We start from the raw sequence: 12,651 nt of genomic DNA, 5'->3' as shown, positions 1-12,651 counted from the left end.
TAGGGGTCACCCTTTTTCCGTATGGTAGAAACGGTACGCCAGTAAAGCGACTTCCAAGGTAATACGTCTTTCCGGCGAGGTTAAGTCATAGCCAAGTAAATCGTTTATTTTCTCCAAGCGATAATAGAGCGATTGCCTAACAATGGAGAGCTTTTGGGCGGTGGCTTGTTTGGAACAGTTTTGTGCCAGGTAAGCCTTTAAAGTATCCAATAATGCGCTGCCTTTAGATTGATCTTCTTTAATTAAGGGTCCCAGATGTTTTTGTATAAAGCCCTCTAACGCGTTTCCTTCGCGAAGGGTTAATAATAATTGGTAAACGCCCAGATCGTCGTAAAAGACGATCTCTTCTTCCCAATAGGGATACATGAGTAGTGCTTGAGAAGCTTCCTGATAACTTAGATGCGCGTTATGAAACTGGGTGTACAGGCCGCCCACACCAATTCGCAATGGTTGATGCTGCAGCTTTTGATCTCCATTAATGGTCTGTAAAGTATGGAACACGTGGCTAAGTCTTTGCTTTGGAGGGACTTTCGTTCCTAAATCATGGGCAATGACGTTCATGCGGTTATTTTTGATCGTGATGAGGGGTTCAAAAAAATGCTGCTTAAACACTGAACGTAGCAGGGCGGAAAAATGGAATTGAATCGACTCCATCATATCCTCCGTCTGGGGCAAGGCAATTATACAGACATAGTAAGGAGTTTGATTCAATTTATGATAATCGCCACCTAGTAAGGCTCTTAATTGATCCTCATGCTTCATCTGATTGTTTAAGAGATCATTGACCCATAGATTTTCAGCATGGGCTTTTCTTTCTTCCAAATAACGTTTCCTCATTAATTCCTGTGCGATGGAAATGGAGGCGGAATCGAGGATCAGATAACCAAATTCGTCGAACGGATGATCGCTGAGGATCCCAATGTAAGCCCAGGTCTGACCCATGGCACCGACCGGCTGCAAGAGCAGGTTCTGGTCCTTATATTTCCATTCCCCTGTCTGGCCGGAGAGATCACGATGTTTCTGGATAAATGCCAGCAAAGCCTCCTGTTCGCTAGGATTCATAGCAGGGACAAAGGCGGCCGGTCCTTGCAATGGATAGTAAACTACCTGCATGTGGCTGCTTTGGTAGAGCAGTCTTAACACGTGTTGTGTTCCTTGGGAGGTCAGGGTGAGTCGATGAAATTCTCTTGATATTTTTTCTAAATCGTGAAGGCGTTGAAAATGGTGATGAATAAGAGAAGAGTGCAAGTCCTGGGTGATATCCACAAACCGTACGACCTCTGGAAAAATGATGATAGGGAAATCGTATTCGTTGGCGATGTCCATCATTTCCTGCGGAACCTCGCGAAAATATTTTCCCATCTCAATACACAAGCATGAGGCGTTGGACTCGATTAATTCCCTCAAATAGGTTAAGCAAGATTCCATATCGGTCGAAAACCCGATCCCTGTAGTAAGGATCATTTCTTCCCCGTGGATTAAGGTTTCGACTTCTGTTGTCTCTAAGACATGAACCCAACGAACCCGGCGCTTCAACCCCTTGTGACCCGCAACGAGCTTGGCATTCTTAAAAATGGGACGGCTCAGGATCTCGCTGACGTCTAATGCTAAGGCTGTATGCACGTTTATCTTCTCTCCTTAAGCGTAAAAGAAATGATTCACATTTTCTTACACTCTGTCTAATGAATTCCTGCCGCATCAGCAGTATAGTTAACTCTATCAAAGCAAATTTGCAATATTAAATCAATTGTAAATTTAGAAGAGGGGGCTAACCGATGCAAAAAGTGAAAAACTTCATCCATGGCGAATGGATCGAGTCTGAGTCTCTGTATGAGGAAGTACCTAATCCGGCTACAGGGGAAGTGATTGCCCTCGTCCCGCTGTCTACGAAAGAGGCATTAGATCAGGCTGTGTTGGCTGCGAAAAAAGCATTCGATTCATGGAGGAAAACTGCGGTGCCCAGGCGGGCACGTATTTTATTCGCTTATCAGCAACTGCTGTTGGAAAATTGGGAGGAGTTAGCTCGCCTTATTACGATCGAGAACGGGAAAAGCTTCGAAGAAGCTTATGGGGAAGTGCAGCGCGGCATCGAATGCGTGGAATTTGCGGCAGGAGCACCGACGCTCCTGATGGGACAACAGCTTCCTGACATCGCCTCTGGTGTGGAATCGGGGATGTATCGGTACCCCCTTGGGGTCGTGGGCGGCATCACGCCTTTTAATTTTCCCATGATGGTGCCTTGCTGGATGTTTCCTTTGGCGATTGCCTGCGGCAATACGTTTGTCTTGAAGCCCTCGGAACGGACGCCGCTCTTGGCGAATCGGTTAGCTGAACTGATGGCGGAAGCGGGGTTGCCGGCGGGGGTGTTAAACATTGTTCACGGCGCTCATGATGTAGTGAACGGGATGTTGGAGCATGAAGAGATTAAGGCGGTGTCTTTTGTCGGATCTCAACCAGTAGCCGAGTATATTTACAAGAAGGCGGCCGCCCAAGGCAAACGAGTGCAAGCGCTTGCGGGGGCAAAGAACCATTCCATCGTGATGCCGGATGCGGACCTGGATAACGCGGTGACCAATATTATCAATGCCGCTTATGGGTCAGCTGGCGAACGCTGCATGGCGTGTTCCGTGGTCGTGGCCGTTGGCGACATTGGGGATGAATTGGTCAACCGTTTGGCAGCAGCAGCCGATCAGATTCGGATGGGCAATGGTTTGGAGGAAGGTGTATTCCTTGGTCCGGTGATCCGGGAAGCGAACAAGACTCGGACCATCGAATATATTGAGCATGGAGAAAAGGAAGGGGCTGCCCTGGTACGTGACGGACGAAAAGATGCAGCGGTGAACGGAAAGGGTTACTTTGTCGGCCCAACGCTGTTTGATCAGGTGAAGCCGGGGATGAAAATTTGGACCGATGAAATTTTTGCTCCTGTGCTCTCGGTAGTCCGTGCCAAAGATTTGGAAGAGGCTATCGCCATCACAAACCAATCGGAGTTTGCCAATGGGGCGTGCATTTATACGGACAGCGCCAAAGCGATTCGACAGTTCCGGGAAGATATCGACGCCGGCATGCTTGGGGTCAATCTGGGTGTTCCTGCACCGATGGCATTTTTCCCTTTTTCCGGCTATAAGAAATCATTCTATGGAGATCTTCATGCCAACGGCCGAGATGGAGTGGAGTTTTATACACGCAAGAAAATGTTGACCGCAAGATATTAAGCTAAAGGGGGCAGGATTTATGTCCATGCTGAAAGGGTTCACTGAGGAGATGCTGGAAAAAGACCGGAAATATCTTTGGCATCATATTTCTCCCTATAATGAAAAGGTTCCACCATTGGTGGTGAAGGAAGCTCAAGGCTCCTGGATAACCGATACTGAAGGGCGCAAATACCTCGATGGAATGTCGGGCTTATGGTGTGTCAATGTGGGGTATGGAAGAGAGGAGCTGGCGCAAGCTGCTTACGAGCAATTAAAAACCATGCCTTATTTTCCTTTAACGCAGAGTCATCTGCCTGCTATTCAATTAGCCGAGAAATTAAATGAATGGCTGCAAGGGGAGTATGTGATTTTCTTCTCCAACAGCGGGTCGGATGCCAATGAGGTGGCTTTTAAAATCGCTCGTCAGTACCATCAACAAAACGGACAGCCGAACCGATACAAGTTCCTTTCCCGTTATCGTGCCTATCATGGAAACTCGATGGGAGCCTTAGCGGCAACCGGGCAAGCGCAGCGTAAATACAAGTACGAACCGCTTGGAGGGGGATTTGTCCACGTCCGTCCACCAGACAGCTACCGCAGACCAGTAGGCATGAGCGTGGAGGAATTCAACCTGCAATGTGCCCAAGAAATTGAGGAGACAATCATTTGGGAAGGAAAAGAAACCATGGCCGGCGTGATCATGGAGCCTGCGATTACGGGAGGGGGAGTGATTGTCCCTCATCCGGTTTACATGCAAAAGGTTCAAGAAATTTGCCAAAAGCATGGCGTCCTTCTTATCATCGACGAGGTCATTTGCGGATTCGGAAGAACCGGAAAAGAGTTTGGCCATATGAATTTCGGAATCAAGCCGGATATCGTGACCATGGCAAAGGGCTTGACCAGCGGGTATCTACCTTTATCCGCGACAGCGGTTCGAAAAGACATCTACGAATCGTTCAAGGAACAAGCGGACTACGCGCACTTCCGCCACGTGAATACCTTTGGAGGAAATCCTGCCGCTTGTGCACTTGCGCTGAAGAACCTCGAGATCTTGGAAAAGGAAAATCTAATCGAGCGGGCGAGGGTGCTTGGGGACCGTCTGCGCGAAGAAATGAGAGACATCGAGGACCATCCTCATGTCGGGGATATTCGCCATTTTGGGTTCCTTATGGGAATCGAGCTGGTCGAGGATAAGGAGACTAAGGCGCCAGCCCCTCTCTCGATGGTCGGGCAGGTGATCGGCGAGTGCAAAGCTAATGGACTCATTATCGGCAAGAACGGGGATACCGTTGCGGGATTTAACAACGTCCTGACACTTTCTCCGCCATTGTCCAGTACGGATGAAGATTTATCGTTTATCGTAGACACCCTGAAGAAAGCGATTCGGAAGCTGGGATAGTGTATTGGGGAGATTCGAGCGGTAGGTTCGGATCTCTCTCCAACTCCGCCTTTCTCACTTATTACTGGCTAGTTTTCATTACAGGGGCCATTGGACTCTTAATTATCGCTGTAGCGGTCATTCGTGAACTAACGGTACAGGCCAAGAAATGGACGCCCGCAAAAAGAGAGGGAGAAAGTCCCCAAACGGAAAAGCAGCAAGATAGTCAAAAAGGGAAGCCCAAAGATTGAATCGGCTTCCCTTTTTGCTACCTTTTCATTTCTGTTTCGTCGACGGGGGATAGTTCTTTCACATCTTTTTCAAGCGGCAGATCTTTTTCATCGTACTCTACATGGTTCTGCCATTTTTGTAGATTTTGTTCCAGTTCATCCTTTTTTTCTTTGTAAAGGCGCAGGTATTCTTCTTTGTTCTCTTAATATTTCCGACAATCATTTTCGGACCCGCACAATTTGCACTTGAGGGGGGAGGAGGCGCATGAGGCGCATGAGGCGCTCATTTGAGATTGGGTGGGGTGATGGGTGAATTGTTCTGGGAGTGAGGCCAATGATTCCTTGATATGTGTGAGAGTGGTGGGTTGAGTGAATCATAGAGCTCCTATGATGCACTGATTTTAGTTTGGGGGCGAGATGAGTGAATCAAAGGGCTTCTTTGATGCACTGATTTTAGTATGGGAGCGAGGTGAGTGAATCAAAGGACTTCTATGATGCACTGATTTTAGTATGGGTGCCAGATGAGTGAATCATAGAGCTCCTATGATGCACTGATTTTAGTATGGGAGCGAGATGAGTGTATCATAGAGCTCCTATGATGCACTCATTTTAGTATGCGAATGAGGTGAGTGAATCAAAGGGCTTCAATGATGCACTGATTTTAGTTTAGGAGCGAGGTGAGTGAATCAAAGGACTTCTATGATGTACTGATTTTAGTATGGGAGCGAGATGAGTGTATCATAGAGCTCCTATGATGCACTCATTTTAGTATGCGAATGAGGTGAGTGAATCAAAGGGCTTCAATGATGCACTGATTTTAGTTTAGGAGCGAGGTGAGTGAATCAAAGGACTTCTATGATGTACTGATTTTAGTATGGGAGCGAGATGAGTGTATCATAGAGCTCCTATGATGCACTCATTTTAGTATGCGAATGAGGTGAGTGAATCAAAGGGCTTCAATGATGCACTGATTTTAGTATGGGAGCGAGGTGAGTGAATCAAAGGACTTCTATGATGCACTGATTTTAGTTTGGGGGCGAGATGAGTGAATCATGGTACCTCATGATTTACTCAAATCCTGAAAATGACGCCTCCAAAACCCGACCACAGACTACTCAATGGTTAGCCAAAAACACAATGAAATAATTCCGACTCTAAAATCATATTATGGTATAAAAAATGACCCATTGATGACCCGTTCGTTTGGAGGAAAGAGGGCAGCCTGTGATCCCTTATCATTCCGACAACCTTGTTTACCTATTCAACCTGCCAGCCACCTGAAAAGGGTGTGAGGCGATGAAGGAGTATAAACATGATTAGTAAAGAACTCGTCATTCGGCTAAAGGCCGAAATCGAACAAGGATATGCAGCAGCAGTGGCCACGATTACTCGACATTCCGTTGATGAAGAGAAGGTGGGGCAACGCTACCTTGTCACGCGTAGGGATGAGGGACCGGGGGACGATCCTGATTACCCTCGTATTCATCAAGCGGTTACCCCTTTACTGCTCCAGGGGAAAAGCAAAACGATTAGTATTCCGCTTAAGAGCGGTGAGGTTGAATGCTTCGTAGAAATAATCCAGCCCCAGGACCGTCTCGTTGTCGCAGGGGCTGGGCATGTCGCGGAATCGATTAGTCGAATGGGAAAATGGCTGGGCTTTCATGTTACTGTGGTGGATGATCGAGAGGTGTATGCCTCAAAAGAGCGCTTCCCGGATGCGGATGAGGTAGTCTGTCAGTCGTTTCGTGATTTTTTTGAACAGCTGACGCCTACACCTCAAACCTACATTCTCCTGTTAACGCGGGGACATAAATTCGATGTTCTCATACTGCAGCAACTTCTTCAAAAAGGACAGAAGCCGGCTTATCTTGGCATGATTGGGAGCAAACGGCGAATCTCAGGAGTCAGGAGCCAGACCCCATTATGGGATAACGTGCATGCCCCGATTGGACTCGATCTAGGTGCAGAAACTCCGGAAGAAATTAGCGTGAGTGTGTTTGCAGAAATCTTAAAGCTCAAGAATGGCAAGAGTGGACGGTCTCTTTGTGATTTGTAGTGAAGCAGGGGAGGAGCGGTTATGAAGGAAATCGAATGGCTGGAGAAAATGCTTGAAGTTCAAACCCGTGGGGAACCGGCTGCCCTGGCTACGGTGATTCGAACCAAGGGTTCAGTCCCAAGAAAAGCAGGGACCAGGATGATGATTTGGAACGAGGGGAAGCTCTTGGGGACAATCGGGGGAGGTTGTGGGGAAGCTGAGGTAATTGAGCGGGCCTACGAGGTCATGAAGAGTGGAAAAGCCGTACAGCATCGAGTTGATTTAACATTAGGTTTGTTCTATGAGGATGGCGGAATCTGCGGCGGGGTGATGGATGTGCTCATCGAACCCCTCGTAAAGCGAACAAGGTAGTGGAGTCACTTTACTGGGTGATTGTGTTGATGGGTTCAGCGGTGATGATCCTCGCCCTTGCATGGCTGAAAAAGACCATTTGGGGGAAGGAATGGGATCCGAACAAAGAGCTAAAAGAAAAATGGAAAAAGAGGCGATGAGCAATGGATCACATAAAGTGGATGGAAAAGGCCCTGCAGATTGCCCATGAGAATGTCTTGAGCGGTCATGGAGGCCCGTTTGGTGCGGTCATCGTCAAAGATGGTCACATCGTCGCAACTGGTTGCAATGAAGTGACCACAAATCATGATCCCACAGCCCATGCTGAGGTGCAGGCCATTCGAGCCGCTTGCAAGCAGCTGAACCATTTTCAGCTGACGGATTGTGACCTCTATACGAGCTGTGAGCCTTGTCCGATGTGCATCGGAGCAATTTATTGGTCGCGACCTCGAGCGGTTTATTATGCCTGTACCAAAGAAGAAGCCGCAGCCATCGGCTTCGATGACCATTTCATTTATCAGCAGCTTGCTATACCGATGAATCAACGATCCATACAAATGGTACAAATCGATACGTCCGGCCGCAGCCTGGCTTTTGACGCATGGAGAGTATCCCAGCAGAGGATCTCTTATTAACGCTATAGGTTAACGACAGTGTTACGCCCATTGGATTTCGCTTGATATAAGGCTTGGTCCGCTTTTTCAATAAGATCCTCTAGGGTTTCTGAATTATACTCCGTTACTCCTAGACTTATGGTAATAGGAATGATGCTGTCGCGATATTCTATCTTGACTCCCTGGATGGTTCTCCTGATTCTTTCGGCCAATAAGACACCTTCTTGTAGGCTGGTGTTAGGCAAAAACAAGGCAAATTCCTCTCCGCCCATTCTTATAAAGACATCCGTTTTCCTGATCGTATCTCTTATATTGGTAGCAAGCTGCTGGAGTACGAGATCGCCTACATTGTGACCATATAGATCATTGATTTTTTTAAAATGGTCAATATCTACCAGAAGGAAACATAAAGGCTGATTTTTTCGGATCGATTCGGAGAAAAGTTTCTTGCTGTGCAATTCTACAAACCTTCGGTTATAGGCTTGAGTTAGGTTATCCGTTAACGAGAGGTGTTCTAGTTCTTCAACTAGACGCCTATTTTTTATGATGAAAAAAGTAACTGTGAGTAGAATCAGCCACCCTACTGTGGATGTAGAAACAAGCCGATAAAGATAGTCGATGGGGATATTTCCAGAAAAAGCGGCATAATGGGTGCCATATCGTATGATGACTAAAAATACAATACAAAGGTTCCCAACCAGCCACTTGGGAAAGAGTACAATAATCCCGAACATGGGCATTAAAAATAACATCCACAGTCCCAGGAAGGGATACAGGAAGTTCAGAGTAATAGAGAGGAATAAAGTGACAAAGACAAACAGATAAACAAGTAATCGATTTACCATTTTTATTCCTTTCAAATTAAACGATCATTTTATTTGGGTTAGAAGGAAATATATAACTATATTAGCAAGATAGAGTAAAGATTGATACTAGCAATTCTTACCTACTATTATATCAACATCTATATTCTTTTGAATAATAGTTTACCGATTGCCCTAATAGGATAAAGCAACACCAGGGTTACATGTCTTTGGATGGGGCCCTATCTTTGGACCGATTATGATATCGCTTATGCACCTATTTCTTATAATCGATCGTCGTGGGCGATTTTTTCTGTAGGTGGTACAGAAGAAGCTGTGGAACAAATAGCATAGTTTTACCATTTACCTCCGGTTTGATGCCGCAGGCTTTCGTTTATTAGGCTGAATAAATTCAAACTCGCATTACACAATAATAATGTTAAATTTAAAACAGGCTGGAAAGGATCCACCCAATGATAAGAGTGATTACACTATGTTGTTTCATGTTCATCCTATTTGTCAATGCAACATCTACTCAAGCAGCCAATGATCAAAGTAATATTTATACTGTTAAAACGGGAGATTCCTTATGGGAAATTGCAAACCACTATGGAACTTCTATTGATGAGCTTAAAGTAACCAATGGATTGCAATCCGATCTTTTACTGGTAGGTCAGAAATTATGGGTCCCTATCATGTACCAGGTGGTTCCTGGTGATACGCTATGGAAGCTGTCAGCAAGGTTTAATTCTTCCGTACCACTTCTAAAATCAGCCAATCAAATTTCCTCCGATTTACTACATATTGGGCAAAAACTATGGATTAAGCCAAAACGATTAAACATGCAAGGACAGTATATCTTAATGACAAGGGAAGAATTTCGAAAGTGGCTATTCCATCATCGTTTTAATCGAAGCATCAGTATCATCCACGAGCACCATACGTGGGACCCGAACTACAGTAAGTTTAACGGCAATAATCACTTTGCCTTGCTAAAAGGTATGGAAGATTTTCATGTAGAAGGGATGGGTTGGAAAAATATTGCTCAAAACATCACAACGTTCCCGGACGGGAAAATCGCGGTGGGCAGACCCTTTAACATGGCTCCCGAGAGCTCCCTTGGCTTAAAAAATAAAGCTGTCAGTGTTCCCATTCTTGCAAGATCCTTGCTTATCGAAAATCTAGGGAACTTTGATAAAGGTGGGGATGTGATGACACAGGAGCAAAAGGAAACCATTACCTACATGACCGCCTTGCTTTGTATCAAGTTCGGCCTAACCCCTTCGGTTGATTCTATCAGTTATCATCACTGGTGGGATATTTATACAGGAGAACGGGTATTGGATCAGAGTGAGGGGCATGCGGTTAAAACCTGCCCTGGCACGAATTTCTTTGGGGGCAACAAAACCTATGATGCTAAAAAATACTTCTATCCATTAGTATCACGTAAGATGCAAGAAATATTAGCGACTTTACACTAATAACCGGAGAATTCCTACTCTTTGACAGAAGCTCTTAGTATTAGCCTTGGCCGGGGAGTATACAAGGAAAGAAACGACCGCCGACCAGATGTGGATGAAACCTTAAGAGTATTCTTGACATTGTTGAAAGGGCTATCAGGGACTGCTCCCTAGAACGATGGCGTGGTCCTTTTTATTTAAATAACAAAACATAAATTAAATAAGATAACAAACCCGAGGTCATGATAAGGATGTGAGTTGACTTTTCTATGTGTTAGAACTAGAATGGTTACAACGGTGGTGGTTAATATTGAAACAAATTAGCACCCGCTTTTCGATTGCGGTTCATATTCTTTCGGTTATTGCCGTCAGTTCCAACGATTGCACCGGTGACTTCATTGCAGGTAGCGTTAATACGAATCCCGTGATCATACGGAGAATTATGGGAATGCTGAAGAAAGCGGGTTTACTGGAAGTCCGTCCCGGAGTGGGAGGTGCGTATTTACTCCAGAGTCCTGATAAGATTACCTTGCTTGATATTTATCGGGCTGTAAACGTGACAGAAGAGAACCAACTCTTTCGTATTCATGAAGAGCCGAATATTCAATGTCCTGTCGGGCGCAATATCGAATCAGTGCTTCAGTTGGAACTAAGAGAAGCTCAAGACGCAATGGAACAGAGACTGGCACAAACCACGCTGAGACAGCTGACAGCCAGATTTGACTAAATGAGAGCTCTTTTAGAGCTTTTATTTAAAAGGGAGTTGTAACTATTAATGTTACAACCTCAATACATTAACATAGGGGAGGAACAGAACGTGAAATTACTCGTGACAGGTGCAACAGGAAAATTAGGAACGAAGGTTGTTGAGGCTTTATTGAAGACTGTACCAGCTGATCAATTAGTTGTCAGTGTTCGGAATCCGGAGAAAGCAGAAGGGCTTCGCGCACGAGGAGTGGAAGTCCGTCAGGGAGATTTTGACCGTCCAGAGACGTTAGCTACAGCTTTTAAAGGAATTGATCGCCTGTTACTCATATCCGCCGATGGAGACAATGAAACAAGAATTCGCCAACATACGAATGCGGTAGCCGCAGCTCAGCAAGCCCAAGTTGGGTTTATTGCTTATACGAGTTTAGGAAACGCAAGCGAGAGCTCCATCTTCCTGGCTCCTGTTCACCGAGCCACAGAAGAAGCTATCCGAAACACGGGCATTGCCTACTCCTTCTTGCGAAACAACTGGTATTTGGAAAACGAGACAGGGAGCATTCAAGGGGTCATGGCTGGTGCTCCTTGGGTGACATCCGCAGGTTCCGGCAAAGTCGGATGGGCGCCACGCCAGGATTTTGCCGAAGCGGCAGCCGCCGTATTGGCAGGCAATGGGCACGAAAATACGATTTATGAACTATCTGGTACGCTGCACACACAAGAAGAATTCGCCGCTGCTTTGGGTGGTGTATTGGGCAAAGATGTCCCCGTGCAACAGGTTGATGATGAAACGTATGCCGATATCATGAAAGGGGCGGGCGTACCTGATTTCGTAATCCCGATCCTCGTAGCAATACAGAAAGGCATTCGCGACGGCGCATTAGAAGTGGAGAGCAACGATTTTGAAAAGTTGCTTGGGCGTCCGGCAACCCCCATCAGCGAGGGACTAGCTCAATTGGTGAAGGAATTATCTTAAAGAAATGCATAGAAAAACGAAAGCCCGCTTGAGCTCAAGCGGGCTTTTTTAATACGGACGATTATAAATAGTTTGAAGTTTTATAGATAAAAATATAAAATGTCTATATAAATAACAAACGTTTTAAGGATGTGTTTGATTTTGGACGTAACAGAACAGTTTTGGGAAGCTTCGCTAGAGGAACTGAAACATGGGTATATCCAAGATGGAGAGGTCTTTCGCTGTCTGCTCTGCGGTAGGGAGACGGAGAAAGGGATCATCTATCCGGAGGATGGGAGGTTTTATGAGGCAGAGAGGTTTATGCGACACCATATCGATAAGGCGCATGAGTCCGTTTTCCACTATCTCCTTCAACTCGATAAAAAGCTCACGGGATTGACGGAACACCAAAAGGCGCTTCTTCAGCTTTTTTATCAGGGGAAGAGTGATCGGGAAGTTCAGGAGGAAATGAAAATTGGCAGTTCGTCGACGATCCGCAATCATCGTTTTGTGTTAAAAGAGAAGGAACGGCAATCGAAGGTGTATTTGGCCATGATGGAGCTTCTGAAAGAGAGGGATCAGCATGCACCAAGTTTTATTGGGATACATCAGACGGCCAAAATGGTCGATGATCGCTACAATGTGACCGAGGAAGAGAACGATAAAATCCTGAAAAAATATTTCCCAGAAGGTACCGAAGGAGCATTGAAGAGTTTTCCCCCAAGAGAGAAACAGAAGTTGATAGTTCTGCGGGAGATCGCTAGACATTTTCAACATGAGCGAGTCTACACCGAAAAGGAAATTAATCAGGTGTTAAAAGGGGTTTACGAGGATTATGTCACGATCAGAAGATATCTGATTGAGTATGGATTTCTTGACCGGAAATCGGACGGCAGCCAATACTGGCTAAAAAGTTGAGAGTAAAC

At 45.7% G+C, this 12,651-nt stretch carries 13 protein-coding genes; 11 read left to right on the top strand and 2 right to left on the bottom strand.

Features of this window, described 5'->3' with window-relative positions; all coding sequences use genetic code 11:
• Window positions 1-6: 6 nt before the first annotated feature.
• Complete coding sequence (locus tag EIZ58_RS22905) at window positions 7-1,623, bottom strand: PucR family transcriptional regulator (protein WP_134703239.1); 1,617 nt, start codon at window positions 1,621-1,623, stop codon at window positions 7-9.
• A 152-nt stretch (window positions 1,624-1,775) separates the two neighbouring features.
• Here EIZ58_RS22905 and EIZ58_RS22900 point away from each other — a divergent pair, with 152 nt between their 5' ends.
• From EIZ58_RS22900 to EIZ58_RS22875, 7 genes are all read left to right on the top strand, one after another.
• A complete protein-coding gene (locus tag EIZ58_RS22900; RefSeq protein WP_134703237.1) occupies window positions 1,776-3,215 on the top strand; it encodes a CoA-acylating methylmalonate-semialdehyde dehydrogenase in 1,440 nt (479 codons plus the stop codon).
• A 19-nt stretch (window positions 3,216-3,234) separates the two neighbouring features.
• Window positions 3,235-4,593 (top strand): aspartate aminotransferase family protein, encoded by a 1,359-nt coding sequence (locus EIZ58_RS22895; protein ID WP_134703236.1) that lies wholly within the window; start codon window positions 3,235-3,237, stop codon window positions 4,591-4,593.
• The gene (locus EIZ58_RS22890) at window positions 4,593-4,823 is read left to right on the top strand and encodes a hypothetical protein (RefSeq protein ID WP_134703235.1); all 231 of its coding nucleotides are present in this window, start codon (window positions 4,593-4,595) and stop codon (window positions 4,821-4,823) included. The genes EIZ58_RS22895 and EIZ58_RS22890 overlap by 1 nt, the downstream gene beginning before the upstream one ends.
• A gap of 1,291 nt (window positions 4,824-6,114) precedes the next feature.
• Window positions 6,115-6,858 (top strand): XdhC family protein, encoded by a 744-nt coding sequence (locus tag EIZ58_RS22885; protein WP_134703233.1) that lies wholly within the window; start codon window positions 6,115-6,117, stop codon window positions 6,856-6,858.
• A gap of 21 nt (window positions 6,859-6,879) precedes the next feature.
• On the top strand, window positions 6,880-7,209 hold the full coding sequence (locus EIZ58_RS22880) for an XdhC family protein (RefSeq protein ID WP_134703232.1): 330 nt from the start codon (window positions 6,880-6,882) through the stop codon (window positions 7,207-7,209).
• The gene (locus tag EIZ58_RS33750; protein WP_167577901.1) at window positions 7,209-7,349 is read left to right on the top strand and encodes a hypothetical protein; all 141 of its coding nucleotides are present in this window, start codon (window positions 7,209-7,211) and stop codon (window positions 7,347-7,349) included. Before EIZ58_RS22880 ends, EIZ58_RS33750 begins: the two co-directional genes overlap by 1 nt.
• Window positions 7,350-7,352: 3 nt before the next feature.
• Window positions 7,353-7,823, top strand: a complete 471-nt coding sequence (locus EIZ58_RS22875) for a nucleoside deaminase (RefSeq protein WP_134703230.1) — start codon at window positions 7,353-7,355, stop codon at window positions 7,821-7,823.
• Window positions 7,824-7,825: 2 nt separating this feature from the next.
• On the opposite strand, the gene EIZ58_RS22870 is transcribed toward EIZ58_RS22875, so the two are convergent.
• Entirely contained in the window at window positions 7,826-8,647 is an 822-nt protein-coding gene (locus tag EIZ58_RS22870; protein ID WP_134703228.1) for a GGDEF domain-containing protein, read from the bottom strand.
• A gap of 461 nt (window positions 8,648-9,108) precedes the next feature.
• On the opposite strand from EIZ58_RS22870, the gene EIZ58_RS22865 reads away from it, so the two are divergent.
• The 4 genes from EIZ58_RS22865 (at window position 9,109) to EIZ58_RS22850 (ending at window position 12,643) form a co-directional block, all read left to right on the top strand.
• Entirely contained in the window at window positions 9,109-10,086 is a 978-nt protein-coding gene (locus tag EIZ58_RS22865) for a LysM peptidoglycan-binding domain-containing protein (RefSeq protein ID WP_134703636.1), read from the top strand.
• 289 nt (window positions 10,087-10,375) lie between these two features.
• Window positions 10,376-10,792 (top strand): Rrf2 family transcriptional regulator, encoded by a 417-nt coding sequence (locus EIZ58_RS22860; protein ID WP_134703226.1) that lies wholly within the window; start codon window positions 10,376-10,378, stop codon window positions 10,790-10,792.
• A gap of 90 nt (window positions 10,793-10,882) precedes the next feature.
• Window positions 10,883-11,746, top strand: coding sequence for an SDR family oxidoreductase (locus EIZ58_RS22855; RefSeq protein WP_134703225.1), 864 nt, complete (start codon window positions 10,883-10,885; stop codon window positions 11,744-11,746).
• 141 nt (window positions 11,747-11,887) lie between these two features.
• Window positions 11,888-12,643, top strand: coding sequence for a DUF2087 domain-containing protein (locus EIZ58_RS22850; RefSeq protein WP_134703224.1), 756 nt, complete (start codon window positions 11,888-11,890; stop codon window positions 12,641-12,643).
• Window positions 12,644-12,651: the final 8 nt, after the last annotated feature.

It is taken from the genome of Ammoniphilus sp. YIM 78166 (assembly GCF_004522215.1).
In the GTDB taxonomy this organism is placed as follows: Bacteria; Bacillota; Bacilli; order Aneurinibacillales; family RAOX-1; genus YIM-78166.
This window is presented reverse-complemented; position numbering and strand designations above follow the sequence as displayed.